We start from the raw sequence: 26,111 nt of genomic DNA, 5'->3' as shown, positions 1-26,111 counted from the left end.
ACGAGCGTGTGAGGAGCCGAATCCGTGACATCAGCGACCGTGACGAAGCGGTCCGGCAAGCGCGCGGGCACGGAGGGCGGGGCTCCCCGCCCCGGCGGCCACGGCGCCTGGTTCCTGGTGCTGCCCGCGCTGATCCCGATCCTGGTGCTCAGCGTGGGGCCTCTGCTCTACGGGGTCGCGCTGGCGTTCACCGACGCGCAGTCGGGCCGGACGGTGCCCACGCGTTGGGTCGGCGCCCTCAACTTCCAGGACCTGCTGCACGACACGCTGTTCTGGGACTCCTTCCGGATCGGCCTGGTCTGGGCGGTCGGCGTGACCGTGCCGCAGTTCCTGCTCGCACTCGGGCTCGCGCTGCTGCTCAACCAGGATCTGCGACTGCGCTGGCTGGCCCGGGCGCTGGCGATCGTCCCGTGGGCGATGCCGGAGGTGGTCGTCGGCATCATGTGGCGGCTCGTCTACAACCCGGACGCGGGCATCCTCAACGAGACCCTGCGCGACATCGGCCTCGGCGACGGCCGGGACTGGCTATCCGGCCTCGGCACGGCGCTGCCCGCGGTGATCGTCGTCGGTGTCTGGGCCGGCCTGCCGCAGACCACCGTCGCCCTGCTCGCGGGACTGCAGAACACGCCGCGCGAACTCCACGAGGCGGCCGCGATGGACGGCGCGGGCGCCTGGCGCCGCTTCCTGACGGTCACCTGGCCCGCCCTCCGGCCGGTGGCCCTCGCGATCACGGCGCTCAACCTCATCTGGAACTTCAACTCCTTCGCCCTGGTCTACGTGCTCACCAACGGCGGGCCCGGCGGCCGGACCCGGCTGCCGATGCTGTTCGCGTACGAAGAGGCGTTCCGATACGGGCAGTTCGGCTATGCGGCGGCGATGGGATGCGTGATGGTCGCGGTGATCTCGGTGATGCTCGCGTTCCACCTGGTGGCCCGGCTGCGGGACGGTGACGACCGGTGACCGCCGTGCCTCGTACGAGCAGGGGGCCCTCGGGCCTGCGGACCAGCGGGCGGGGCCGCCTCGGGCAGTACCTCGCGCTGCTCGGGTACCTCCTCTTCCTCGCCTTCCCCTTCCTCTGGCTGATCTCCACGGCCTTCAAGCCGCCGCGCGAGCTGGCCAGCCTGCACCCGACCTGGATCCCCGAGGACCCGACCCTCGCCAACTTCCGGCAGGCCTTCGACGAGCAGCCGCTGCTGCACGCCGCGCTGAACTCGTTGGTCGCGGCGCTCGCGGCGGCGCTGGTCGCGGTGGTGATCGCGACGCCGATGGCCTACGTGATGGCGCGGCACCGCACGCCGCTCGCGAAGGCGGCCACCGGGTGGGTGGTCGTCAGCCAGGCGTTCCCCTTCGTGCTGGTGATCATCCCGCTGTTCCTGGTCCTGAAGAACCTGCGGCTGATCAACTCACTGCCGGGACTGGTCATGGTCTACGTGGTGTGGGCACTGCCGTTCGCGCTGTGGATGCTGGTGGGGTACGTGCGGGCGGTGCCCACCGAGCTGGAGGAGGCCGCGGCGGTGGACGGGGCGGGCCGGGCGCGGACGCTGGTCTCGATCACGGCCCCGCTGCTGGCGCCGGGCATCGTGGCGACGGCGCTGTTCGCGTTCATCAGCGCGTGGAACGAGTTCTTCTTCGCGCTGGTGCTGCTCAAGACGCCGGACAGGCAGACGCTGCCGGTCGTCCTCACGCACTTCATCGGGGCGGAGGGCGTCGCGGATCTCGGTCCGCTGGCGGCGGCGGCGTTCCTCGCGACGCTGCCCTCCCTCGTCGTCTTCGCGGTCATCCAGAAGCGGATCACGGGCGGCATGCTCACCGGGGCGGTGAAGAGCTGATGATGCGGACACGCTGGAGCCTGTTCCTCGCGGTGTTCGCCCTGCTGCTCACGGGCTGCTCCGACGACGGGCGGCACGGCGAGGGCCCCGTCACCCTCCGCTTCCAGTCCCTGGCGTGGCAGGAGGAGTCCGTCACCGCCAACAAGGAGCTGGTGAAGGAGTGGAACGCGACGCACCGGGACGTCAAGGTCGAGTACGTGCAGGGCAGTTGGGACAGCGTCCACGACCAGCTGCTCACCTCCTTCGAGGGCGGCGAGGCACCGGACATCATCCATGACGCCTCGGACGACCTCGCGGACTTCGCCTACGGCGGCTACCTCGCCGACCTGCGTGACCTGCTCCCCGAGCGGCTCAAGTCGGATATTCCGCAGCGCAGTTGGGAGACGACGACGTTCGGGGACGGAATCTACGGGGTGCCGTTCCTGCAGGAGCCGCGGGTGCTCGTCGCGAACGCGACACTGCTGCGCGAGTCGGGCGTGCGTATCCCGACGCCGGAGCACCCCTGGAGCTGGGAGGAGTTCCGGTCCATCGCGAAGGAGCTGACCGGCGAGGGCCGCTACGGGGTCGCCTGGCCGCTGAAGGAGCCGGTCTCGGCCACCCTGAACCTCTCCCTCTCGGCGGGCGGCCGGCTGTTCCACCGCGCCGGGGACGGCAAGGTGGAGGTCCGCTTCGACGCGGCCGACTCCGTGGTGCCGCGGACCGTCCACGACGGGGTGAACAGGGACCGCAGCGCCTCCGGCACCACGCTCGGGATGGGCGGCTCCGACACCCTGCCCGGCTTCTTCGGCGGCAAGTACGCCATGGTCCCGCTCGGCTTCTCCTACCGGCAGCAGCTCGTCCAGCAGGCCCCGGAAGGCTTCGACTGGCAGGTACTGCCCGCCCCGGCGGGCGCCGACGGCCTCACCCAGGGCGTCAGCCCGCAGACCCTGTCCGTCGCCGAGGACAGCCCGCACAAGAAGGAGGCCGGCGAGTTCATCGGCTTCCTGCTCCGCCCGGCGAACATGGTCAGGCTCGCACTCGGCGACTGGATGCTGCCCACGGGCACCGAGGCGCTCAGGGACCCGGCCCTGCACACCGCGGAGAACGACTGGGCGACAGGCACCGCGCTGGCGGCGCATCTGCGGTCCGCGCCCGCCCAGTCCGTCCGCGGCTATCCCGAGTGGAAGGACAAGGTCGCGACCCCAGCCTTCCAGGAGTACTACAGCGGGGCGATCGGTCTGGCCGAACTGCGCAGGCGACTCGTGAAGGACGGGAACCTGGTGCTGGCGCGCTACCAGCGGTGACCGGTCGAGTCCCGGACGCGGCCCGGGCGAGCACGTCCTCCGGCGGGCGCCCCGGTCCGCGCGCCGGTCTCCGGGCCGGCCAAGCGCCCCGGACGGGCCGGAACGTCACCGTCCGCGCACCTCGCCCGCTCCGTGCGTCACGGTTGCAGGGAAACGGTGAAGTCCTGGCGTGTGTTGGATAACGGACGGGGCATTCGGTAACGCTCGGATAACGCGGACACTGCCTGGTGAAGCCACCGACCTGTCCGGAGAGTGAGACCGTTACCCCCCTCGGAAGGTTGCACGGGCCGGATCTTGTTCCTTGGCGCAACGGCTACCTAGCGTGAGATGAACTCCAGTCGAACGCCAGGAAGTTGGACCATGCGATCCCCACGCCGAGACATCCCGCCGCTGCCCGAGGTCCGACGTGTCACGCAGAAGAAGCGCGACGCGTGGTGGACCGTGCTCCTCGTCGACCCCGTCGCCACGCCCCTGGTGCGGCAGGTCGCGCTGCGCACCTCGATCACGCCCAACCAGATCACCTGGGGCGCCTTCCTGCTGGGGCTCGCGTCCTCCGTGTTCTTCGCCCTGGGCGACTGGCGGTGGCTGATCGTCGGCGCCTTCCTCTACCACCTGAGCTTCATCCTCGACTGCATGGACGGCAAGGTCGCCCGGCTCACCGGCCAGGGCTCGGTGTTCGGGGCGTGGCTCGACTTCGTCTTCGACCGCATCCGCGTGATGGTCTGCGCGGTGGCGCTGATGGCGGGGCAGTACCAGCGCAGCGGCGACACCCTCTACATCTGGCTCGCCCTCGCGGTGGTCGGCCTGGACACGCTGCGCTACATCAACTCGCTGGAGATCTTCAAGATCCGGCACTCGATGCGCAAGCAGATCAAGGCCCGGCTGCGGGAGGCGCGGCGTACGGAGAACCGGGCCGAGCTGACCTTCATGGAGGACCTGCTGCGCGACAACCCCGAGGCGGACATCGAACAGGACCTCCGCAAGGCGGCCACCGGGACCGCGACGGGCGTCACCGGCTCCGCGACGGACGTCACCGGGACCGTATCGGACGTCACCGGATCCGTATCGGGCGGCGTCACCGGGTCCGCGACGGACGGACCGGACGCGGGCAGTGGGACCGCCGCCGGGGACGTGCCGGTCGGTGCGGACGGCTCCGGCGGCCCGGCGGCGCTTTTGCCGGCCCGGGTCATCGACCTGCACCAGGAGTTCCGGCACCGGTTCCCCGCATACCTGCGCGCCCGCTCCTTCCTGCTGCGGCACCGCATCCGTACGCATCTGATCAGCGGCATCGAGTTCCAGATGGGCGTGTTCATCGTCGGGCCGCTCCTCGACGCGGTGACCGAGGCGACGATCGTCTCCGGAGCGCTGCTCCTCGTCTTCGAACTCGCCATCATCTACAAGCTGTTGCTGTCCACCCGCGACTTCACCCGCACCATCGACTCCTTCGAGCGTGAGGACGTGGCGGCGGCTGCCTGACCGTACGGCGACGTGGCCGGGGTGCGTGCACCCCGGCCACGTACGGCGTTTCGAACGGTCAGACCCCGACCCGCTCGCCCTCGACCGCCGGCGGCTGCTGCGGCCCGGCGAGCTGCTCCGGAGCCTCGTCGTGGGTGAGGTCGGGCAGCCGGTGCAGCCACTTCGGGAAGTACCAGTTGTGCTCCCCGAGCAGGGCCATCACCGCCGGGAGCAGCACCCCGCGGATGATCGTCGCGTCGATCAGTACGGCGGCCGCCAGACCGACGCCCATCTGCTTCATCGACTGCATGGACAGCGTGCCGAAGATCGCGAAGACGGCGACCATGATGACGGCGGCGCTGGTGACGACGCCGGCGGTGGTGACCACTCCGTGCCGGATGGCGTCCTTGGTGCCGAGCCCGCGCAGCCGTGCCTCACGGATCCGCGAGACCACGAAGACGTGGTAGTCCATCGAGAGCCCGAAGAGGATCACGAAGAGGAACAGCGGCAGCCAGGTGATGATGGCGCCCACTCCCTCCGCGCCGACCAGCGAGGCGCCCCAGCCGTGCTGGAAGACGCCGACCAGGATGCCGTAGGCGGCGCCCACGGACAGCAGGTTGAGGACGATCGACGTGATGGCGATGGTCAGCGAGCGGAACGACAGGAGCATCAGCAGGAAGGCGAAGACCACGACGAACGCGAAGACCGGGACCACCGAGCCGACGAGCTGGTCGTTGAAGTCGCGCGACCCCGCGACCTGTCCGGTGATCGGGGCCTGAAGGCCGTCGACCTTGCCGAGCGTGTCCGGCCGCACCTCGTCGCGCAGCAGGTCCAGGCTCTTGCCGGCCTTCTCCTGGTCGGAGCCGCCGACCAGCGGGACGTAGACGAAGGCGACGTTCTGCGCGTCGTGCACCTTGATGTCCACCGGGCCGCGGGTGGCGCCCGAACTGATCGCCCGGGCACGGAAGTCGGCCAGCGCGGACTTCACCTCGGGGGAGTTGATGTCCTGGGCCTTGACGATCACCTCGGCCGGCTCGGTGCCGCCGGGGAAGGCCTCGTTGACCCGGTTGTACGTCGCCACGATGGGCAGCGAGTCACCGAACTCCTTGTCCAGCGTCAGCTGTTCGGTCTTCATGCCGAGCGCGGGGGCGGCGACGGCCAGCAGCGCGCCGGCCGCGACCACCAGGGAGATGCCCGGCTTGGCGAGCACGACCCGCAGCACGGCGCCCCAGAAGCGGCTTTCGCTCCCGCCGGAACGTGCCGGGGCCTGCCGGTCCTTCCTGCGTCGCTTGTCGCGGTGCAGGAACGGCAGACGGCCCTTCTCCACCCGCTCACCGAGCAGCGAGAGCAGCGCGGGCAGCACCGTGACGGAGCCGACCATGGCGACCGCCACGACCATCAGTGAGGCCAGGCCCATCGCCTCGAACTCGGCGAGACCCGTGAAGAGCATGCCGGCCATCGCGACGCACACCGTGACACCGGAGACGATGATGGCCCGGCCGCTGGTCGCGGCGGCGATCCGCAGCGCGGTCTGCGCGTCCCGGCCCGCCTCGCGCTCCTCGCGCTCACGCCGGAGGTAGAACAGGCAGTAGTCGACGCCGACCGCGAGACCCACCAGCAGCATCACGGAGTTGGCGGTGTCGCTCATCGGCATCACATGACTGACGATGCCCATGAGGCCCATCGTCGCCATGATCGCGGTGACCGCGAGCGCCACCGGCAGCAGGGCCGCCACCAGCGCGCCGAACGCGATGAGCAGGATGCCGAGGGCCACGGGGACGGCGGACAGCTCGGCCTTCTTGAAGTCGTCCCCGAACGCGTCGTCGAACGTCTTCATCATGCTGGCGCCGCCGATCTCCTCGATCCGCAGCTCCGTGTGGTCCTTCTGCACCCCCTCGACGGCCTTCAGCACCGGCTCGATGCGCTCCCCGGCGGTGTCCGAGTCGCCGCGCACGTCGAACTGCACGAGCGCGCTGCGGCCGTCCTTGGAGATCGTCTTCGTGTCGTACGGCGAGGTCACGTCCGCGACCTCGCCGGTCGCCCCGACCGCCTCCACGACGTCGGCGACGGCGCTGCGGAACGCCGCGTCGGTGGTCTTGGTGTGCCCGTCCTTCGCCTGCACCAGGACGGTCTCGCCGGCCGGCTCCTCGATGCCCGCGTCCTCGATGATGTGGGCGGCCGTACTGGTCTCGCCCTTGAGCTGCTCGCTGTCCTTGACGTCGACGCGGCCGACGGCCGAGCCGAGGCCCATGGCCAGGACGACGAACAGCACCCAGATCCCGACGGCCGCCCATCGGTGCCGGGCGCTCCAGCCCCCCGCCCGGGCGGCGATCCCCCGCACTCTTGTGTCTCCGTTCCCCATGACGGGCTAGCCCCCTCGTATGCGGTGACAACCCCCTGCCGCCACCTCGCCTTATGAAGGTATGGGCCGGATAAGCGCGTCTCGTCGTGCTTCCCGGTGACCCGCCGGCCGTCCGGGTCCTCCCCTCGGCCCCCGGCTCCTCCGCACTGGGGATGACGACAGCCCCTTACACCTAATGGGGGTTGTCGGGGATGCGGATCAGGGTGACGGCGCCGGACACGGCCGCCGCCACCGGCGCCACCGGGGGCGACGGCCGCTCTATGGTGTGCCGATGACGAAGTATGCGGCGCTGCTGCGCGGAATCAACGTGGGCGGCAGCAAGAAGGTGCCGATGGCCGAGCTGCGCACCCTGATGCAGGGGCTCGGGTACACGGATGTGGCCACCTACCTGCAGAGCGGCAACGCGGCGTTCGCCTGCGAGCACGGTGACGAGCGGTCCCTCGCCGCCGACCTGGAGCGGGCCGTCGAGAAGCACTTCGGCTTCGCCGTCGGTGTGCTGGTGCGCGACCACGCCTACCTGAAGGCGGTGCGCGAGGCCTGCCCCTTCCCGGCCACCGAGCTGGCGGGCAGGCAGCTGCACGCCACGTACTTCTCCGAGCCCGTCACAGCCGGCCGCTTCGCCGCCGTCGACCCGGCGGCCTTCCTGCCGGAGGAGTTCCGTCTCGGCGACCGCGTCCTGTACCTGTACGCCCCCGACGGTCTCGGCCGCTCCAAGCTGGCGGACACCCTGTCGAAACCCCGGCTCCTGAAGGGCCTCACCGCCACCACCAGGAACTGGAACACGGTCGTCAAGCTGGAGGAACTGACCCGCGACTGAACGCGAGTCCACTCAGGGACGACGTCAACTCAGGTCGTCCAGGCGGGACATGTCCTCGGTCGTGAGGCGGAGTGCGGTCGCGTTCAGGTTCTCCTCCAGGTGGGGGAGCGAACCCGTGCCCGGGGTCGGGCAGAGCACGGGGGAGCGGCGCAGCAGCCAGGCCAGGGCGACCTGTCCCGCTGTCGCTCCGTGCGCGGCGGCGATCCCGGCACACACCGGGTGGGACGTCAACGAGCCGTTACCCAGCGGGAACCACGGCAGGAAGGCGATCCCGCGGGCCTGGCACAGCCTCAGCAGCGGCTCCGACGCCCGGTCCAGCAGGTGGTAACGGTTCTGCACGGACGCGACGGCGGTCGACTCCAGCGCGGCCGAGAGCTGTTCGGCGGTGACGGTGTCCAGGCCGATGTGCCGGATCTTGCCCTCCGCGCGCAACGCGTCGAGTGTGCCGAGCTGTTCCACCATCGGCACGTCCGGATCCAGGCGGTGCAGCTGGTACAGGCCGATCGTGTCGAGCCGCAGCCGTCGCAGGCTCGCCTCGCACATCGCCCGAAGCTGCTCCGGCCGTCCCGCGACGTGCCAGGCGTCGGCACCGGTGCGGACGACCCCGCCCTTGGTGGCGATCACCAGGTCCTCGGGGTAGGGATGCAGGGCCCGCGCGATCAGTTCCTCGGCGACCGAGGGGCCGTAGTTGTCGGCGGTGTCGATCAGGGTCACCCCGCGCTCGACCGCCCGGCGCAGTACCGCGACGGCGTCCCGGGCGTCCCCGCGCGGACCCCAGTAGCCGGGGCCGGTGAGCTGCGCGGTGCCGTAGCCGAGCCGCCGCACCGGCAGCTCCCCGCCCAGGACGAGACGTTCCGGGATCACTGACGGAGGGTACACACGCGGCACGCGGGGACCCGCTCCGGCCGGCGCCGCTCGCCGGAGCGCTGTCGCGTTTGTTCAAGAGGAGCGGGCGCGGCGCCTCTAGCGTGGGGCGTATGACCAACGCGTACAAGAACGTGCACCCGTACCTGGCGGAATGCGCCGCCGAGGCCGCCCGGGTGGCCCGCGGCGTCACCCCCGCGCAGCTGGCCGGCCCCACGCACTGCGCCGACTGGGACGTCCGTGCCCTGGTGAACCACTGGGTCCTCTACACCTCGTACGGTCTGGAGCACCGGGCGCTGCGCAAGCCGCTCCCCGAGGAGCTGACCGGACGCGACTTCACGGCGGACCCGGACTGGGCCGGGGCGTACGCCGCCCAGCTCGACCGCGCCGTCGCCGCCTGGGACGACCCGGCCGTGTGGGAGGGCGACGTCGACCTCGGCATGGCGACGATGCCGGCGGCCGAGCTGGCGCCGATGATCGTGAAGGAGACGGCGGTCCACGGCTGGGACGTGGCCGTCTCCACCGGCCAGGAGTTCCGGGTCTCGCAGGGCGCGGCCCGGCTCGTCCTGGACGTGGTCGAGCGGCACGGCGAGCTCTACCGCCGGTACGACGGCTTCGCCGATCCGGTCGCCGTCCCCGACGACGCGCCCGTCTTCGAGCGCGCGCTCGCCGCGAGCGGCCGGGATCCGCGCCGGGGCGCGACGCGCCGCTGAGGGCCCCGTGCGGCCTCGTCCGGCGCGGACCGAGGAGCCGCCCGCCGGGCGGCCGGCACCTTCGCCCGCCGTGCGGCCGACGAGGCGTGCCCATGACCGGTTGCCCGAGCGGCGGGCGGCACGGGTTGCCCGAGCACGGGGCACGTCTCCGTGACGCCGGCCGGGGCACGGGGCCGTCTCCGTGACTCCGGCTGGGGCGTGGGGCACGTCTTTGTGGTGCGGCTACGCGGTGACCGCACCGAGTCCATGCCACGGCACCCTTACGGCAGCCCGGGCGCTGGGCACGTCACCGCTCCGGCCGAGCGTGGGGCACGCCACCCCGACGTCGCCCCGCGCTAGGGGCGTGTCACCGTGGCACGCCCCACGCCCGGGGCAAGTCACCCTGGCGCCGCTACGCGCCGAGTGCCGCCAGGGCCGGGTGCCTGGCCTCGTCGTAGCGTTCCAGCAGGGCGCGCACCACCTCGGGCGCCGGGCCGAGGACCTCGGCCAGGACGTCCGCCTCGGCGGCGCCCCGCGCGATGCGGTCGGGCAGGAAACCGGGCGCCAGGACGTACGGCGCCACCGCCACCCGGGCACAGCCGAGTGCCCGCAGTTCGCGCACGGCGTCCTGAGTGCGTGGAAGGGATGCGGAGGCGAACGCAGGCCGCACAGCGCACCAACCGGTGCGCCGCCACTCCCGCGCGATGTCGGCGATCACTGCGATCGCCTCCGGGTCCGTGGACCCCGCCGAGGCCAGGACGACCCCGGTCGAGGACTTGTCGGCGGGCCCGAGCCCCGCCTCGTACAGACGGCGTTCGAGCGCCGCCGTCAGCAGCGGCGACGGGCCGAGCACCTCCGCCTGGCGGACGCGAAGCCGCGACGGCGCGTTCCGCAGCACCGCGGGAATGTCCGCCTTCGCGTGGAAGGCGCGGGTCAGCAGCAGCGGCAGCGCCACCACGTCCCGTACGCCCTCCGCCGCCAGCGACTCCAGCACCCCGTTCACCGACGGGACGTTGAAGTCCAGGAAGCCGGTCTCCACCCGCAGACCGGGCCGCCGCGCCCGCACGCGCCGCACCAGGGCGTGCACGGTCGCGGCATGACGCGGGTCGCGGCTGCCGTGGGCGATGACGAGCAGGACGGGGCGGGCGGCTGCGGGCACGGGAATCAGCTCTTCACGAGGAGACCGCGGCTGCGCAGCACCCACCGCTCCAGCGGGCTGAAGATCAGCAGGTCGATGGCGATACCGACGATCAGGATGAGCAGGATGGCGAGGAAGACCATGGACATGGAGCTGACCGTGCGGCCGTTCTCCAGCAACTGCCCAAGGCCCACGCCCAGTTCCGGCGAGGAGGCGATGATCTCCGCGGCCATCAGCGAGCGCCAGGAGAATGCCCAGCCCTGCTTCAGGCCGGCCAGATAGCCGGGAAGGGCAGCCGGCATGACGATGTGCCAGGTGTGCAGCAGCCCCTTCGCGCCCAGCGTCCGCCCCGCCCGCAGATACAGCGGGGGCACCTGGTCGACGCCCGACACCAGACCGTTGGCGATGGAGGGCACCGCGCCGAGCAGGATCACCGCGTACATCATCGACGGCTCCAGGCCCAGCCAGATCACGGCGGGCGGCACCCAGGCCACCGACGGGAGCGACTGCAGGCCGGACAGGACCGGGCCGATGGCGGCGCGCACGAACCGCACCCGTGCCACCAGCAGCCCCAGCGGGGTGCCGATGACCAGCGCCATCAGGAAGCCCAGCAGACCTCGCGAGACGCTCGTCCAGATGTAGCCGAGCAGCTTGCCCTCGCGCCAGGCGTCCTCGACCTCCGCCCACACGTCGGCGGGCGAGGGCAGCTTGGTGGGGTCGTCGACGACCTTGAACGAGATCAGCGCCTGCCACACCACCAGCACCAGCGCGATGGCGATGACCGGGGGCAGCACCTTCTGCACCAGGGTCTGGCGGAGCGGCGTACGCCCCCTCTGGACCGTCTCCAGCGCGTCGAGGCCCGCTTCCAGCCCGGCCAGCCCGTCGTGGTCCCCGACCTTCGCGTCGGCCTTGGTCTCAGTGCTGGCCATGGCGGCGGATCTCCCCACGCAGTTGTTCGGTGATCTCGACGGACAGTTCCGCCACGGCGGTGTCCTCGATGCGGCGCGGCTGCGGAATGTCCACCGTCCACTCGTGTGCGATGCGCCCGGGACGGGAGGAGAGCAGCACGACCCGCTCGGCGAGCCGGACGGCCTCGCGCACGTTGTGCGTCACGAACAGCACGGAGACGTTCGTCTCGCTCCAGATCCGGGTCAGTTCGTCGTGCAGCACGTCCCGTGTGATGGCGTCCAGCGCGGCGAACGGCTCGTCCATCAGCAGCAGCCGGCTGTCCTGGGCGAGCGCGCGGGCCAGCGCGACGCGCTGCCGCATACCGCCCGACAGTTCGTGCACCCGCTTGCCGTACGCGCCCTTCAGCCGGACGAGCTCCAGCAGCTCCTCCGCCCGGCCGTGGCGGTCGGCCTTGGCCACGCCCCGCAGTTTCAGGGCGAGTTCGATGTTCTTGCCGGCCGTCAGCCACGGGAAGAGCGCGTGTTCCTGGAACATCAGGGCGGGCCGGCCGGCCGTGGTGATGGTGCCGGCGGACGGGGCGTCGAGCCCCGCCACCAGGTTGAGCAGTGTGGACTTGCCGCAGCCCGAAGCCCCCAGGAGGGTGACGAACTCGCCCGGCGCGACATCGAGCGAGATGTCGTCGAGGACGAGCTGCTGTCCTGCGGGCCCGGCGAAGGACTTCGAGACGTGCTCGATCCGCACGGCGTGCTCCACCGACGTACCGGTGTCGCCGGCCTTGACGAGAGCGGTTGCCATGGTCGTCACCTCCTGGGAACTGATCAGTGGCGGATGCGGCTACTTGACGCCGAGACCGGCGTCGGCGACGGTGCTCTCGCCCTCGGTCTTGAGAACCTTGTTCAGCAGCGTGAGGTCGTAGATGCCCTTGAGGTCGGGGGCCTCCAGCAGACCGGCCTTGACCGCGTGGTCCGCCTCGGTGCCGAGGGTGGACGCCAGCGGGTCATTGGTGATCTGGATGGACTTCCATGCCGGGTCGAGGACGTCGGCCGGGAGTTCCTTGCCCGAGTCCTCCTTGAGGCGGGCGTTCGCCGCCGCCTTCGCCTCGGCCGGGTTGGCGCTGATCCACTTGTTGGTCTTCACCGCGCCCTTCAGGACGGCCTCGACGACCTTCGGGTGCGCCTTGAGGAACTTCTGCGACACGATGATGTTCGTGATCACGAACTTCTTGCCGGGCCACAGGTCGGCCTCGTCGAGCAGCACCTTGCCGCCCTCGGCGACCAGCTTGGACGCGGTCGGCTCCGGCACCCAGGCGCCGTCGATGGAGCCGGACTTGTAGGCGTCCGGGGTGATCTTGTTGTCCGTGCGGATCACGGACACGTCACCCTTGCCGCTCTCCGCGTCGACCTTCCAGCCCTGCTCCGCGATCCAGTTGAGGAACGCGACGTCCTGGGTGTTGCCGAGCTGCGGGGTCGCGATCTTCTTGCCCTTGACGTCCTTCAGGGACTTGATCTTCTTCGGGTCGACCACGAGCTTCACACCGCCGGACGCCGAACCGCCGATGATGCGCAGGCTCTTGCCGTCGGACTTGGCGTAGCCGTTGATCGCGGGGGAGGGGCCGATCCAGCCGATGTCGATCGATCCGGAGTTCAGGGCCTCGATCTCGGACGGGCCGGCGTTGAAGGTGGCGTACTCGGCCCTCGTGGCGCCCAGTTCCTTCTGGAACAGGCCCTCCTGGCGGCCCACCAGCGCGGTGGCGTGGGTCAGGTTGCCGAAGTAGCCGATCTTCACGGTGTCGAGACCGTCGATCTTCTCGGCGCCGGCGGCGACCTTCGCGGCGCCGTCGTCCTTCGAGTCCGAGCCGTAGCCGCAGGCGGCCAGGGTGAGGAGGGGCAGTGCGGCGACGGCCGCGACAGTGCGGCGGAAGGTGGTGGAGCGGTTGGCAGGCACGGGAGGTGTTCCTCTCGTTGGCCCGGCGGTCACGGTGTTCTCAGGCCGTGGCCGGGAAGTCGGCAGGTCTTCGTTTTCGCGTGCTGTGGGGGGACGGGGCGCGCAGGCAGTGCGCGTACGTCATCGCGCACATCGCGCGACTCCGCCCTGCCCGCTGCCGAGGGCGCCGCTGCCGACCCGGCCGCCCTCCTTCGCGAACGTGGAGTAGAAGTCGGTGGACGTCATGTCAGAAGTCCCACCCGTCGTCGTCCGACGCGTCCCTGACCGGCTCCGGTGCGGCGAAGGACTCGCCGACCATGCCCGCGGTGAGGGTGGTGCCGTCGGCGGGGTCGATCAGGATGAACGAGCCGGTGCGCCGGGAGTCGGCGTAGGAGTCGAGCGGCAGCGGCTCGGCGGTGCGGATCTTGACGCGGCCGATGTCGTTGGCGACCAGCCGGCCCGGGTGCGGGTGCAGGGACAGGTCGTCGAGGGTCAGCCGGGACGGGATGTCCTTGACGATCGCCTTGACCGTGCGCGTGCCGTGCTTGAGCAGCACCCGGTGGCCGACGCTGAGCGGCTCGTCGGCGACGTGGCAGACGGTCGCCTCGACGTCCTGGGTGGTCGGGGGCGCGTCCTTGCTCGGCACGATCAGGTCGCCGCGGGAGATGTCGATGTCGTCCTCGAGCAGCAGGGTCACCGACTGCGGGGTCCAGGCGACGTCGACCGGCGTGCCCAGCAGGTCGATCCCGGCGAGCCGCGTCGTGCGGCCGGACGGCAGCACGGTCACGCTCTCGCCTACGCGGAAGGTGCCGGCCGCGATCTGGCCCGCGTAGCCCCGGTAGTCGGGGTGCTCGGCGGTCTGCGGGCGGATCACGTACTGCACGGGCAGCCGCGCGTGGCAGTGGGCCAGGTCGTGGCTGACCGGCACGCTCTCCAGGTGCTCCAGGACCGTCGGACCGCCGTACCAGTCCATGTTCGCGGAGGGTTCCACCACGTTGTCGCCGGCGAGCGCCGAGATCGGGATCGCGGTGATCTCGGGGACGCCCAGCTCCGAGGCGTACGCCGTGAACTCCTCGGCGATGGCGGAGAAGACGGCCTCCCGGTACTCGACGAGGTCCATCTTGTTGACGGCGAGGACGACGTGCGGGACGCGCAGCAGGGCGGCGACCGCGGCGTGCCTGCGGGTCTGCTCGATGACGCCGTTGCGGGCGTCGACGAGCACGACGGCGAGGTCGGCGGTGGAGGCGCCGGTGACCATGTTCCGCGTGTACTGCACGTGCCCGGGGGTGTCGGCGAGGATGAACCGGCGGCGGGCGGTGGCGAAGTAGCGGTAGGCGACGTCGATCGTGATGCCCTGCTCGCGTTCGGCTCGCAGGCCGTCGGTGAGCAGTGCGAGGTCGGGTGCTTCCTGGCCGCGGCCGGCGGAGACGCGTGCGACGGCCTCCAGCTGGTCGGTGAGGACCGACTTGGAGTCGTGCAGCAGGCGCCCGACGAGGGTGGACTTGCCGTCGTCGACGGACCCCGCGGTGGCGAACCGCAGCAGGGTGGTGGCCGACAACTGCTCGACCGACAGCGGCAGGGCGGGTTCGGTGGTGCTGGTCATGGCTAGAAGTACCCCTCGCGCTTGCGGTCTTCCATCGCGGCCTCGGACATCTTGTCGTCGGCCCGGGTGGCGCCGCGTTCGGTGAGCCGGGAGGCGGCGATCTCGGCGATCACGGCGTCCAGGGTGGTGGCGCCGGAGTCGACGGCGCCGGTGCAGGACATGTCGCCGACGGTCCGGTAGCGCACGAGCCGCTTCTCGACCGTCTCGCCGTCCTTGGGGCCGCCCCACTCACCGGCGGTCAGCCACATGCCGGCGCGCTGGAACACCTCGCGCTCGTGGGCGAAGTAGATCTGGGGCAGTTCGATGCCCTCGCGGGCGATGTACTGCCACACGTCCAGCTCGGTCCAGTTGCTGAGGGGGAAGACGCGGACGTGTTCGCCGGGCGCGTGGCGGCCGTTGTAGAGCTGCCACAGCTCGGGGCGCTGGCGGCGGGGATCCCACTGGGAGAACTCGTCGCGCAGGGAGAACACGCGCTCCTTGGCGCGGGCCTTCTCCTCGTCCCGGCGTCCGCCGCCGAAGACGGCGTCGAAACGCTCGGCCTGGATCCGCTCGGTCAGCGGCACGGTCTGGAGCGGGTTGCGGGTGCCGTCCGGACGCTCCCGGAGCTTGCCCGCGTCGATGTACTCCTGCACGGAGGCGACGTGCAGCCGCAGGCCGTGCCGGGCGACCGTGCGGTCGCGGTACTCCAGGACCTCGGGGAAGTTGTGTCCGGTGTCCACGTGCAGCAGGGTGAACGGCACCGGCGCGGGCGCGAACGCCTTCAGCGCCAGGTGCAGCATGACGATGGAGTCCTTGCCGCCGGAGAAGAGGATCACCGGCCGCTCGAACTCGCCCGCCACCTCGCGGAAGATGTGGACGGCCTCGGACTCCAGCGCGTCCAGGTGCGAGAGCGCGTACGGGCTGTCCGTCTCCTCGGAGACGGTAGCTGCGGTCGTCATGCGAGACCCCTTTCGGTGAGCAGCGAGTGCACCGCTGCCGCGGACTCCTGCACGGTCTGGGTGTGGGACTCGATGCGCAGGTCGGGCGAGACGGGCTCCTCGTACGGGTCGTCGACCCCGGTGAGCCCCGATATCTCGCCCGCCGCCTGCTTGGCGTACAGCCCCTTCACATCGCGTACGGAGCACACCTCGACCGGGGTCGCCACGTGCACCTCGAGATACGCGGCACCGCTCGCGCGGTGGCGCTCGCGCACGGCGGCACGGCTGTCCGCGAACGGCGCGATCACCGGCACCAGCGCCTTGACGCCGTTACGGGCGAGCAGGTCGGCGAGGAAGCCGATGCGCTGCACGTTCGTGTCGCGGTCCGCGCGGGAGAAACCGAGGCCCGACGAGAGGAACTCGCGGATCTCGTCACCGTCGAGCACCTCGACGCGGTGGCCCTCCTCGCGCAGCCGGCCGGCCAGATCGTTCGCGATGGTGGTCTTGCCGGCACTCGGCAGACCCGTGAGCCAGATGGTGGCTCCGGTCGTCACTTGCTTCTCCTGGGAGTCCTGGGAGTGGTGCGTGGTCGTCGTCATCCGTGCAGCCCGCACTCGGTCTTGTTGCGGCCCGCCCAGCGGCCGGCCCGTACGTCCTCGCCCTCCAGCACCCGGCGGGTGCAGGGCGCGCAGCCCACGGACGGGTAGCCGTCCATCAGCAGCGGGTTGGTGAGGACCCCGTGCTCGGCGACGTAGGCGTCCACGTCGTCCTGCGTCCAGCGGGCGATCGGCGAGACCTTCACCTTGCGGCGCTTGTCGTCCCAGCCGACGACCGGCGTGTCCGCCCGGGTCGGGGACTCGTCGCGGCGCAGTCCTGTCGCCCACGCGTCGTACGCCGTCAGGCCCTGTTCCAGCGGCTGCACCTTGCGCAGCCTGCAGCACAGGTCCGGGTCGCGGTCGTGCAGCCGGGGGCCGTACTCGGCGTCCTGCCCGGCGACCGTCTGCCGCGGGGTGAGCGTGATGACGGTGACGTCCATCACGGCCTCGACCGCGTCCCGGGTGCCGATGGTCTCGGGGAAGTGGTAGCCGGTGTCGAGGAACACGACGTCGACCCCGGGCCGGGCGCGGGAGGCGAGGTGCGCGACCACGGCGTCCTCCATGGAGGAGGTCACGCAGAACTTGCCGCCGAAGGTGTCCGCGGCCCACCGCAGGATGTCCAGTGCGGACGCGTCCTCGAGGTCGCGTCCGGCCTGCTCGGCGAGGCTCTTGAGGTCCTCGGCCGTCCGTCCGTCCTGAAGCGTCGTCATGTCTCGTCCCCTCCACCGTCGTTGCGCGGAACTCCCCGGGACAGCAGCCCGAGGAACTTCAGCTGGAAGGCTCGACTGCAGGCCGCGCATTCCCACGCGCCGTGGCTCTCCTCGCTGGGCCGCAGGTCCTCGTCGCCGCAGTAGGGGCAGTAGAAGGGGGCCGCGCGCTCGCTCATGCGCTGTCCTCCGTCTCGTCGTCCGCGGGGCTCACGACAGGGACTCCTCGGAGGCGCGCGCGGCCCAGGCCGCGAAGCGTTCGCCGTCCTCGCGCTCGGCCTGGTAGCGCCTGAGAACCCGCTCGACGTAGTCGGGCAGCTCGTCGGAGGTGACCTTGAGGCCGCGGACCTTGCGGCCGAAGCCGGCCTCCAGGCCGAGCGCGCCGCCCAGGTGCACCTGGTAGCCCTCGACCTGCTCGCCCCGGTCGTCGAGGACCAGCTGGCCCTTGAGACCGATGTCCGCGACCTGGATACGGGCGCAGGCGTTCGGGCAGCCGTTGAGGTTGATGGTGACGGGCTCGTCGAACTCGGGGATGCGGCGCTCGAGTTCGTCGATCAGGGAGGCGCCCCGCGCCTTGGTCTCGACGATGGCCAGCTTGCAGTACTCGATGCCCGTGCAGGCCATCGTGCCGCGCCGGAAGGCCGAGGGCCGGACGGTCAGGTCCAGCGCCTCCAGGGCCTCGGTCAGCGACTCGACCCGGTCCTGCTCCACGTCGAGCACGATCATCTTCTGCTCGACCGTGGTGCGCAGCCGGCCCGAGCCGTGGGCCTCGGCGAGTTCGGCGATCTTCGTCAGGGTGGCGCCGTCCACGCGGCCGACGCGCGGCGCGAAGCCGACGTAGAAGCGGCCGTCACGCTGCCGGTGCACGCCGATGTGGTCGCGCCAGCGGGCGACCGGCTCGGCGGGCGCCGGGCCGTCGACGAGCTTGCGCTTCAGGTACTCGTCCTCCAGGACCTGGCGGAACTTCTCGACGCCCCAGTCGGCCAGCAGGAACTTCAGCCGGGCGCGGTTGCGCAGCCGCCGGTAGCCGTAGTCGCGGAAGATCGAGATGACGCCCTCCCAGGCGTCGGCGACCTCGTCCAGCGGGACCCAGGCGCCGAGGCGCTGGCCGATCTTGGGGTTGGTGGAGAGGCCGCCGCCGACCCAAAGGTCGAAGCCGGGGCCGTGCTCGGGGTGGTGCACGCCGACGAAGGCGACGTCGTTGATCTCGTGGGCCACGTCCAGCAGCGGGGAGCCCGAGATCGCCGTCTTGAACTTGCGCGGCAGGTTGGAGAAGGCCTTGTCGCCGATGAAGCGGCGGTGGATCTCCTCGACGGCGGGGGTGCCGTCGATGATCTCGTCCTCGGCGATGCCGGCGACCGGAGAGCCGAGGATGGTGCGGGGCGTGTCACCGCAGGCCTCGGTGGTCGAGAGGCCGACGGCCTCCAGGCGGTTCCAGATCTCGGGGACGTCCTCGATGCGGATCCAGTGCAGCTGGATGTTCTGCCGGTCGGTGATGTCGGCGCTGCCGCGTGCGAACTCCTGCGAGATCTCGCCGATGACCCTCAGCTGTGCGGTGGTCAGCCGGCCGCCGTCGATACGCACCCGCAGCATGAAGAACTTGTCGTCCAGCTCCTCGGGCTCCAGGATCGCGGTCTTGCCGCCGTCGATCCCGGGCTTGCGCTGGGTGTAGAGGCCCCACCAGCGCATCCGCCCGCGCAGGTCGTTGGGGTCGATCGAGTCGAAGCCCCGCTTGGAGTAGATCGTCTCAATGCGTGTCCGCACATTGAGACCGTCGTCGTCCTTCTTGAACTGTTCGTTGCCGTTGAGCGGGGTGAAGTGACCCACGGCCCACTGACCCTCGCCGCGGTGACGGCTCACCTTGCGGCGGGGCGCGGCGGGATTCTGCGGGGTGGCGGCCATGACTGATACGTCCTTCGGGACTACGGGACAGGCAAGAGGGCGGCTCGGGCGTGCACATATGGGCACATACCGAAGTATGGGCGCGTCATTGCGCAGGGTTCACGAAGAGGGGATCTCGGCGGCGCTGGGCTGATCAGCTCGCCGGACAGATGGCGCTGGACATGCGGCAGAGATCGACGTGTCGCCGACTCACCAAGGCAATTCCAGTTCCAGACATGACGGAAGCGTGTCACGGGGATCTCGGGGGAGTCCACCATTGTCCGCCATGTGGACATGCTTGTCCCGAATCGCAAGACGCGAGTGTTGTCGATCACATGGCGGCGTGGTTGTCCTCATGCCGAGGGGGTGTCACGCCCCGGGCCGGTCACCTGGCCTCGGCCCCGGGCCAGGGGCCGGGTGCGGGTACGTCGGGCTCCTCCTCGACCCTGGTGTCGAAGAGCTTGAAGCCGCGCCGCAGGTAGTTGTCCATGGCGTGCTCGCCGTCCTTGCTGCACGTGTGCAGCCAGACCCGCTTGGTCTCGGCCCGCCCGGGCCAGCGCCCGGCCAGGTCCCAGGCGCGCGCGGCACCGTGGGAGAGCAGGTGCCCGCCGATCCGGCGGCCCCGGAAGGCGGGTATCAGCCCGAAGTAGACGATCTCCACGGCCCCGTCGTCCTGCGGGTCCAGCTCCACGTATCCCGCGGGCGTCCCCCGGTCGTACGCGACCCAGGTCTCCACGCCCGGCCGGTCCAGCACCGCCTGCCACCGCGCGTACGTCCAGCCGAGCCGGTCGGTCCAGCGGATGTCCCCGCCGACCGACGCGTACAGGAAGCGGCTGAACTCGGGCGAGGGCACCTCGGCGCGGACGATCCTGACGTCCGCGCCGGGCGCGGAGGCGGGCAGCAGGTCGGAGGGGTCCGTCTGCTCCAGGGACCAGGTGGTCACGATGAGGTTGCTCATGCCGGCCAGGGAACCACGGGGCGCGGTTCGCATCCAAAAGGGTCCCAAACGAACAGGCCCTAGTCGAGGGCGCTGTCCACCGCCGACAGCGGGACGGCGTACAGCACCCGCTCCGGGATGGCGTCGGGCTCCCACGCGTCGTCCTTGTTCGCCGCCCACTCGGTGAGCGTCCACAGCTCGCCGGTCCCGTGCCAGTACGACAAGGACTCCGTGTGCCGGCCCCAGCAGGCGAGTGTCCGGTCGGCGGTGCACCGGGCCGCCGAGGCCCCGCTCCCGTTCTGCCGCCAGAGGGTGCCGGGCCGGCCGCGGATCCCCGGCGCCTGACCGACGTACCAGTCGGCCTCGCTCGCGCCCGCGGCCTTGTGGGAGAGGGCGCCCTGCACCCCGACGGCCTTGGTCTCGTAGGCCTCGTCGGCGTTCACCAGGTCGCTCGCGTTGCTGCCGAGCAGGCCGGTGCGGTCGCTCGCGGTGCTGAAGTAGTAGCGCCAGAGGCGGGCAGGCTGGGTGCCGCCCGAGCTGAACCACTCGTTGGCGACGAGGCTGTCCGGCGTCGAGGTGCGGTCCAGCGAGACCGACGCGAAGCAGGGGACCGCGTTGTCGTGGCTGGACGTACAGGCGCCGCCGGTCAGGTTGTACGAGCCGACGGCGGGCAGCACGTACTGGTAGCCGTGCGCCGAGTAGCCGCCGCTCACCTTGCCGACCGCGTCGCTGTCGACGCTCGCCCGCAGGATGCGGTGCATGTCGAAGACGAACAGGGCGTTGTCGTGGTCGGCGCCGTTCTTCGCGGTGACGATCAGCTTGTCCTGGTACCAGACCATGCCGCCGACGTGGGAGCGCACCGCCCCGAAGCTCTTGCCGCCGCTCAGCGGCGCCACCAGCAGGACCCAGCGGTACTTGAGGTCGTCCGGGTCGTTCGCGTCGACGAAGGCGATCCGGGCCAGCCCGGTGTCCTCCGGGGGCTCGTCCGCCTTGTGGTCGTTGTGCGTCCAGCCGGCCAGGATGACGCGGTCGTCGCCCCACGTGCCGTCGTCGTCGGCGTCACCGGAGGTGGTGACGGACTGCGGCAGCCACTTCTGGGTGGTGGCGTCCCCGTTGTCCCAGCAGTACGCGCGCGTGGCCGTCGGCTCCACCGGCAGGGCGGCCGTCTCGGTGCCCGCGCACTGGGCTTTCGTACGCATCGGGTGGTTGGCGCTCTGCAGCACGCCGTGCACCCCGACGTTGCCGCCCATGTTCGTGGTGAGCGTGTCCAGGGTGCTCTCGGCGACCAGGTTCTCGTGCAGCTGGAGCTTGCCGATCTCGGCGGACGAGGTGAGCGGGGTGAGCCTGCCCGGGTCCGCCACGTCCCCGGCCTGGGAGGTGCTGATCAGGGTGGCCGCGGCGGTCAGGGCGAGCGCGGTCCCGGCCAGGGTGGCGCGCAGCGCCTGCCCCCTTCTTCTGCGACGGTGCCTGCCACGCTGCTTCATGCATCCTCCCGGTAAGGCCAACTGCCCCTCGATGTCAAGACATTGAGCGAGGAGCATGCGGGGTGGCCCATGAGGGGGATGCTACGGCAGAGAGCACCGAACCTGGTCGAGGACGATGGAATACGAGAACATCCGCCGCACCGCGCCACCCCCCTGACCCACACCCGACCCGGAGGATGTGGGGGGCGATCCGCGCCGCGCTGTCCCCTTGCCCCGCCGGATCAGCGCGGCCGGGGAGCGCGCGGCCGGGCCGTCCGCGCCCGGACGATCGCGGGGGCCGTCGAGTGGGGCAGCAGGTCGAGCGGGTCGTCCGGGAGCAGGAGTTCGACGTCGGCGGAGTCGCAGAAACGATACGGCTGGTGTTCCAGGAAGGCCCCGAGGTAGCGCCGGACCCGGGACATCTCGGCGCGGACCGTCACCGTACGGCCCCGGTCGCCGAACAGGTCGTCGGCCAGGCCGGAGGCGCCGCGGCCGCCCGGGTGCAGGGCCAGCAGACAGAGCAGTTCGGCGTGCCGGGGGCTCAGCTCGTGCGTCCAGGAACCCGCGCCGCCCGACACGGTCACCGCCCGGCGCCGCGGATCCGCCAGATCCAGCACGATCCGGACCGCCCCCCGCGGCGGCGGTTCGTCCGCGACCCGCAGCAGCCAGCCGCCGGGCAGGGACTCGACCGCGCACGGCCCGAGGGACGGCAGCCGGCAGCGGCCGTCCCGGCCGAGGGAGGCGGGCAGTGCCACCCGGCTCGTGTACGGCATCCCGGTCACCGCCGCGGTCCAGCCGTCCCGGTCCACCACCAGGGCACGCCCGTCGAGCCGCGCCAGGACCGGCGCCGCGACCGCGCGCAGCCGCTCCAGCGAGGCCTGGTGCAGCTCCCGCAGCCGCGCCTGGGCGAGCTTGGCCACCGCGTCGACCAGGGCCAGCGTGGCCGGATGCATCGTCTCCAGCGGTCCGCTCACGTCCACCGCCCCGACCAGGCGGCCGTCGCGCGGGTCGGTGACCGGGGCGCCGGTGCACGTCCACGAGTGGTGGGTGCGCACGAAGTGCTCGGCGGAGAAGACCTGCACGGGGCGCCGGGTCACCAGGGAAGTGCCCACGCCGTTCGTGCCGACCACGTCCTCGCGCCAGTCGGCGCCGACCTCGAAGCCGTGCCCGTCGGCCTTGCGCAGCACCGCGGGGCTGCCCTCGCGCCACAGCACCCGGCCCTCCTCGTCCGCGACGACCATGATGTGCTGCGCCGTGTCCGCGACCGAGAGCAGCCCCTCGCGCAGCACCGGCAGCACGTGCCGCAGCGGTGAGGCGTGCCGCCGGCGCTCGATCTCCTCGTCGCCGAGGAGCCCGGCCCGGAAGTCGTGGTCGGGGTCGACCCCGCTGCGCAGCATCCGCTCCCAGGACTCCTCGATGACCGGCCGCGGCGCCACCCGCGTGCGCTGCCCCGCGAGAGCGGCGCTGCGCACCTCGCTGAGCACGCGTGCCGCCTGCGCGGCGTCCAGGGCGGCGAGCCGCGTCACATCCATCGCCGAGTGCCCCACCGGATCCTCCTGCATAGCCTTGGGGCAACCGGCTTCCGAGCCCCTTTTTCGGCCAGAGCTCCACCCTCCGTGCCGGCTGCCGTTCTCATAGTGCAGCCCGGCGGCCTCGGAGGTGCACGATCCGCCCGAAGGGAACGGGCGAGTTGCAACCCCCTGCAACCCTGGCGAAGCGCCCCCTGGTGTCCGAAACTTGAACAGCGCCGCCCGTGCGGCGTCCGTGCTCCTTGAACGGGGCCCGCGGAGCGGGGGTGGTGCCGTGTCGGCGCAGCACCACCCCTGTTCCGTACGACGCCGGAAGGCGCCCGGGCACGGACGGCCCGCCGGTCAGCTCACCGGCCGCGCCCGCTCCACCACCGAGGCGAGGTCCAGGGTGTGCGGCAGTGTGCCGAACGCCGAGCCCCAGTCACCGCCCAGCCGGGAGGCGCAGAACGCGTCGGCGACCTCCGGCGGCGCGTACCGGACCAGCAGCGACCCCTGGAGGACCACCGCGATGCGTTCCACCAGGCGGCGGGCCCGGGCCTCGACGCCCTCCAGGTCGGCGAGTTCGGTCAGCAGATTCTTGATCGCGCCGTCCAGCCGGTGGTCGGCGCCGCGCGCCCGGCCCACCTCCCGCAGATAGGCGTCGAGAGCCCCGGGCTCCCGCTGGAGGGCGCGCAGGACGTCCAGCGCCTGGACGTTGCCCGCGCCCTCCCAGATGGAGTTCAGCGGGGACTCGCGCAACAGCCTGGGCATGCCCGACTCCTCGACGTAGCCGTTCCCGCCCAGACACTCCAGTGCCTCGACCGCAACCGGCGTACACCGCTTGGTCACCCAGTACTTCGCCGCCGGCACCGCGAGCCGCAGGAACGCCCGCTCCTGCTCGCCGCCGTCGTCGTAGGCGGCGGCCAGCCGCATCGCGAGCGTCGTCGCCGCCTCCGACTCCAGCGCCAGATCGGCCAGCACGTTGCGCATCAGCGGCTTGTCGACCAGCGTGCCGCCGAATGCCTGCCGGTGGGTGCAGTGGTGGACGGCCTGGGCCACGGCCTGCCGCATCAGCGAGGCGGAGCCGAGCACACAGTCCAGACGGGTCGCCGCGACCATCTCGATGATGGTGCGCACCCCGCGCCCCTCGTCCCCGACCCGACGCGCCCAGGTGCCGTCGAACTCGACCTCGCTCGACGCGTTCGACCGGTTGCCCAGCTTGTCCTTCAGTCGCTGGATGCGGAACACGTTGCGTGTGCCGTCCTGCAGCACGCGCGGCACGAGGAAGCAGGTCAGACCGCCGGGAGCCTGCGCCAGCACCAGGAAGCCGTCCGACATCGGCGCCGAGCAGAACCACTTGTGGCCCGTCAGCTCGTACGTCCCGTCCTCGGCGAGCGGCCGGGCCGCCGTCGTGTTGGCGCGGACGTCGCTGCCGCCCTGTTTCTCCGTCATGCCCATCCCGAAGAGGGCGCCGGCCTTCTGGTGGGCGGGCCGCAGCCCCTCGTCGTAGATTGTGGACGTCAGCCGCGGTTCCCATTCGGCGGCCAGTCGGGGGTCCGTGCGCAGCGCGGGGACCGCCGCGTGGGTCATCGACAGCGGGCAGCCGTTGCCCGCCTCGACCTGCGTCCAGATCACGAACCCGGCCGCCCGCCGGACGTGCCCGCCGGGACGGTTCCAGGCGGCGGTCAGACCGGCCGAGACGCCCTTGCCGAGGAGCCGGTGCCAGGACGGGTGGAACTCGACCTCGTCGACGCGGTTGCCGTAGCGGTCGTGGGTGCGCAGCCGGGGCGGATGCTCGTTGGCCAGCACCCCCCACTCCAGGACCTGGGCGGAACCGGACGAGCGTCCGAGGCCCGAGAGCTCCTCGCGCGCCTCGTCCAGGAGCTGTGGATCGAGATGACGTTCGACCGCCTCCACGAGGGCCCGGTCGGCGGCGAAGACGTCATATCCGACCAGGGGCGGAGGCTGATTGGTCACGGTGTGGGTGCTGGCTGCCATACGGATACGGTAAGGACGTGCACCAGGCAAAAGAAACACCTGAACGGCCACCCTCCGGCCGTCTTCACCGCGCCAAGGCGCTGTACCGGAACGTGTCGAAGCGCAGGACCGCCTGGCTGCTGCTCAAGGACACCGTCAACTCGTGCATGGAGTACCGCATCCTGGGACTGGCCGCGGAGGCGGCCTTCTTCACCCTGCTGTCCGTGCCGCCGCTGCTGCTGAGCATGATCGGACTGCTCGGCTACGTGGACGACTGGACCGGCGCCGACAGCATCGCCGGCCTGGAGAACAACCTGCTGGAGGCGTCCCGCACCGTCCTGTCCGACAAGGGTGTCACCCAGATCGCCCAGCCGATCCTGGACGACGTCATGAAGGGCGGCCGGCCCGACGTCATCTCCCTCGGCTTCCTGTTCGCCCTCTGGTCGGGCTCCCGCGCGGTGAACGTCTTCATCGACACCATCACCGTCATGTACGGCCTCGACGGGACCCGCGGCATCGTCGCGACCCGCGTGATGTCCTTCCTGCTCTTCATCGTGGCGCTGCTGATCGGCTCGGTCGCGCTGCCCCTGATGGTGGCGGGCCCGGACGCGGTGGTGCAGATCGTGCCCTGGTCGACCACCGTCGTGCAGATCCTGTACTGGCCCGTCGTCATCGTGCTGTCCGTCGTCTTCCTGACGACGCTCTACCACGTGTCCGTGCCGGTCCGCTCGCCCTGGATCGAGGACGTGCCGGGGGCCCTGGTGGCCCTCGGCATGTGGGTGCTCGGCAGCCTCCTGCTCCGCATCTACCTGACCAGCACCGTCGAGGGCCCCACGATCTACGGATCGCTCGCCGCACCCGTCGCCGTCCTGCTGTGGATCGGCGTGTCCGCCTTCGCGGTGCTGGTCGGCGCCGCCGTCAACGCCGCCATCGACCGGGTCTGGCCGGCCGCCGCCACCGCCGCGGCCCGCGCGGCCAACGAGCGGCTGCGCCGGGCCCAGGCCGCCGAGTACATCGCCCGCGCCTCCGCGGCCCGCTCCGGCGACGGCGATGCGGACCCCGACGACGGGGACATGCCCTCCGAGTTCCCCGAACGCTGGTCGCGCTTCCTGCCCCCGGAGGACGTGACCTCCCGGCTTCGGGCGCACGCCAGGAGCCTGCACCACCCGCCGGCCAAGCACGAGGACGAGACACCGCCCGAGCGGTGACCTCGCCGCACCGGTGGCCCGGAGCGGGCCGAGGGGCGGCCT

24 protein-coding genes are annotated in these 26,111 nt (G+C 71.4%); 7 read left to right on the top strand and 17 right to left on the bottom strand.

What is annotated here, in order from left to right; all coding sequences use genetic code 11:
• Nucleotides 1-24: 24 nt before the first annotated feature.
• The 4 genes from AC0ZLC_RS01345 (at nucleotide 25) to AC0ZLC_RS01330 (ending at nucleotide 4,588) form a co-directional block, all read left to right on the top strand.
• Nucleotides 25-960: a carbohydrate ABC transporter permease gene (locus AC0ZLC_RS01345; RefSeq protein WP_476749964.1), complete on the top strand. Its 936-nt coding sequence runs from the start codon at nucleotides 25-27 to the stop codon at nucleotides 958-960.
• A gap of 35 nt (nucleotides 961-995) precedes the next feature.
• The gene (locus tag AC0ZLC_RS01340) at nucleotides 996-1,829 is read left to right on the top strand and encodes a carbohydrate ABC transporter permease (RefSeq protein ID WP_476750214.1); all 834 of its coding nucleotides are present in this window, start codon (nucleotides 996-998) and stop codon (nucleotides 1,827-1,829) included.
• Nucleotides 1,830-1,831: 2 nt separating this feature from the next.
• Nucleotides 1,832-3,112 (top strand): ABC transporter substrate-binding protein, encoded by a 1,281-nt coding sequence (locus AC0ZLC_RS01335; RefSeq protein ID WP_476750213.1) that lies wholly within the window; start codon nucleotides 1,832-1,834, stop codon nucleotides 3,110-3,112.
• A 360-nt stretch (nucleotides 3,113-3,472) separates the two neighbouring features.
• Nucleotides 3,473-4,588 (top strand): CDP-alcohol phosphatidyltransferase family protein, encoded by a 1,116-nt coding sequence (locus tag AC0ZLC_RS01330; protein ID WP_476749963.1) that lies wholly within the window; start codon nucleotides 3,473-3,475, stop codon nucleotides 4,586-4,588.
• 58 nt (nucleotides 4,589-4,646) lie between these two features.
• On the opposite strand, the gene AC0ZLC_RS01325 is transcribed toward AC0ZLC_RS01330, so the two are convergent.
• Nucleotides 4,647-6,929, bottom strand: a complete 2,283-nt coding sequence (locus tag AC0ZLC_RS01325) for an MMPL family transporter (RefSeq protein WP_476749962.1) — start codon at nucleotides 6,927-6,929, stop codon at nucleotides 4,647-4,649.
• A gap of 271 nt (nucleotides 6,930-7,200) precedes the next feature.
• Between AC0ZLC_RS01325 and AC0ZLC_RS01320 the strand changes: the two genes are divergently transcribed.
• Entirely contained in the window at nucleotides 7,201-7,746 is a 546-nt protein-coding gene (locus tag AC0ZLC_RS01320) for a DUF1697 domain-containing protein (protein ID WP_476749961.1), read from the top strand.
• 24 nt (nucleotides 7,747-7,770) lie between these two features.
• On the opposite strand, the gene AC0ZLC_RS01315 is transcribed toward AC0ZLC_RS01320, so the two are convergent.
• Nucleotides 7,771-8,610 carry an aldo/keto reductase gene (locus AC0ZLC_RS01315; RefSeq protein WP_476749960.1) on the bottom strand — a complete coding sequence of 280 codons (840 nt, stop codon included), beginning with the start codon at nucleotides 8,608-8,610 and terminating at the stop codon, nucleotides 7,771-7,773.
• Nucleotides 8,611-8,723: 113 nt separating this feature from the next.
• On the opposite strand from AC0ZLC_RS01315, the gene AC0ZLC_RS01310 reads away from it, so the two are divergent.
• Nucleotides 8,724-9,323 carry a TIGR03086 family metal-binding protein gene (locus AC0ZLC_RS01310; protein ID WP_476749959.1) on the top strand — a complete coding sequence of 200 codons (600 nt, stop codon included), beginning with the start codon at nucleotides 8,724-8,726 and terminating at the stop codon, nucleotides 9,321-9,323.
• Nucleotides 9,324-9,714: 391 nt separating this feature from the next.
• On the opposite strand, the gene AC0ZLC_RS01305 is transcribed toward AC0ZLC_RS01310, so the two are convergent.
• The 15 genes from AC0ZLC_RS01305 to AC0ZLC_RS01235 all read right to left on the bottom strand — a co-directional run bounded on the left by AC0ZLC_RS01305 (nucleotide 9,715) and on the right by AC0ZLC_RS01235 (nucleotide 24,882).
• Nucleotides 9,715-10,461, bottom strand: coding sequence for a sirohydrochlorin chelatase (locus AC0ZLC_RS01305; protein WP_476749958.1), 747 nt, complete (start codon nucleotides 10,459-10,461; stop codon nucleotides 9,715-9,717).
• Nucleotides 10,462-10,466: 5 nt separating this feature from the next.
• Nucleotides 10,467-11,369: an ABC transporter permease gene (locus AC0ZLC_RS01300; protein WP_476749957.1), complete on the bottom strand. Its 903-nt coding sequence runs from the start codon at nucleotides 11,367-11,369 to the stop codon at nucleotides 10,467-10,469.
• The gene (locus tag AC0ZLC_RS01295; protein WP_476749956.1) at nucleotides 11,356-12,144 is read right to left on the bottom strand and encodes an ABC transporter ATP-binding protein; all 789 of its coding nucleotides are present in this window, start codon (nucleotides 12,142-12,144) and stop codon (nucleotides 11,356-11,358) included. Before AC0ZLC_RS01295 ends, AC0ZLC_RS01300 begins: the two co-directional genes overlap by 14 nt.
• A 39-nt stretch (nucleotides 12,145-12,183) precedes the next feature.
• Nucleotides 12,184-13,293 carry an aliphatic sulfonate ABC transporter substrate-binding protein gene (locus AC0ZLC_RS01290; RefSeq protein ID WP_476749955.1) on the bottom strand — a complete coding sequence of 370 codons (1,110 nt, stop codon included), beginning with the start codon at nucleotides 13,291-13,293 and terminating at the stop codon, nucleotides 12,184-12,186.
• A gap of 226 nt (nucleotides 13,294-13,519) precedes the next feature.
• On the bottom strand, nucleotides 13,520-14,875 hold the full coding sequence (locus AC0ZLC_RS01285) for a sulfate adenylyltransferase subunit 1 (protein WP_476749954.1): 1,356 nt from the start codon (nucleotides 14,873-14,875) through the stop codon (nucleotides 13,520-13,522).
• 2 nt (nucleotides 14,876-14,877) lie between these two features.
• Nucleotides 14,878-15,813: a sulfate adenylyltransferase subunit CysD gene (cysD, locus tag AC0ZLC_RS01280; protein ID WP_476749953.1), complete on the bottom strand. Its 936-nt coding sequence runs from the start codon at nucleotides 15,811-15,813 to the stop codon at nucleotides 14,878-14,880.
• Nucleotides 15,810-16,391, bottom strand: a complete 582-nt coding sequence (gene cysC / locus AC0ZLC_RS01275) for an adenylyl-sulfate kinase (RefSeq protein WP_476749952.1) — start codon at nucleotides 16,389-16,391, stop codon at nucleotides 15,810-15,812. The genes cysD and cysC overlap by 4 nt, the downstream gene beginning before the upstream one ends.
• Entirely contained in the window at nucleotides 16,388-17,098 is a 711-nt protein-coding gene (locus AC0ZLC_RS01270; RefSeq protein WP_476749951.1) for a phosphoadenylyl-sulfate reductase, read from the bottom strand. The genes cysC and AC0ZLC_RS01270 overlap by 4 nt, the downstream gene beginning before the upstream one ends.
• Complete coding sequence (locus AC0ZLC_RS01265; protein ID WP_476749950.1) at nucleotides 17,095-17,274, bottom strand: hypothetical protein; 180 nt, start codon at nucleotides 17,272-17,274, stop codon at nucleotides 17,095-17,097. The genes AC0ZLC_RS01270 and AC0ZLC_RS01265 overlap by 4 nt, the downstream gene beginning before the upstream one ends.
• Nucleotides 17,275-17,305: 31 nt before the next feature.
• Nucleotides 17,306-18,997 carry a nitrite/sulfite reductase gene (locus tag AC0ZLC_RS01260; protein ID WP_476749949.1) on the bottom strand — a complete coding sequence of 564 codons (1,692 nt, stop codon included), beginning with the start codon at nucleotides 18,995-18,997 and terminating at the stop codon, nucleotides 17,306-17,308.
• A gap of 133 nt (nucleotides 18,998-19,130) precedes the next feature.
• Nucleotides 19,131-19,214 carry a putative leader peptide gene (locus tag AC0ZLC_RS01255; RefSeq protein ID WP_316944184.1) on the bottom strand — a complete coding sequence of 28 codons (84 nt, stop codon included), beginning with the start codon at nucleotides 19,212-19,214 and terminating at the stop codon, nucleotides 19,131-19,133.
• Between the two features lie 147 nt (nucleotides 19,215-19,361).
• Nucleotides 19,362-19,934 (bottom strand): GNAT family N-acetyltransferase, encoded by a 573-nt coding sequence (locus AC0ZLC_RS01250; protein WP_476749948.1) that lies wholly within the window; start codon nucleotides 19,932-19,934, stop codon nucleotides 19,362-19,364.
• Nucleotides 19,935-19,993: 59 nt separating this feature from the next.
• Nucleotides 19,994-21,397: a hypothetical protein gene (locus tag AC0ZLC_RS01245; protein WP_476749947.1), complete on the bottom strand. Its 1,404-nt coding sequence runs from the start codon at nucleotides 21,395-21,397 to the stop codon at nucleotides 19,994-19,996.
• Nucleotides 21,398-21,618: 221 nt separating this feature from the next.
• On the bottom strand, nucleotides 21,619-22,923 hold the full coding sequence (locus AC0ZLC_RS01240; RefSeq protein WP_476749946.1) for a GAF domain-containing protein: 1,305 nt from the start codon (nucleotides 22,921-22,923) through the stop codon (nucleotides 21,619-21,621).
• Between the two features lie 324 nt (nucleotides 22,924-23,247).
• Entirely contained in the window at nucleotides 23,248-24,882 is a 1,635-nt protein-coding gene (locus AC0ZLC_RS01235; RefSeq protein WP_476749945.1) for an acyl-CoA dehydrogenase family protein, read from the bottom strand.
• Nucleotides 24,883-24,899: 17 nt separating this feature from the next.
• Here AC0ZLC_RS01235 and AC0ZLC_RS01230 point away from each other — a divergent pair, with 17 nt between their 5' ends.
• A complete protein-coding gene (locus AC0ZLC_RS01230; RefSeq protein WP_476749944.1) occupies nucleotides 24,900-26,069 on the top strand; it encodes a YihY/virulence factor BrkB family protein in 1,170 nt (389 codons plus the stop codon).
• Nucleotides 26,070-26,111: the final 42 nt, after the last annotated feature.

The sequence above is a fragment of the Streptomyces sp. GLSS-08 genome (genome assembly GCF_056387915.1).
The sequence above is the reverse complement of the archived record's forward strand: the minus strand, read 5'-3'. Positions and strand labels throughout refer to the sequence as shown.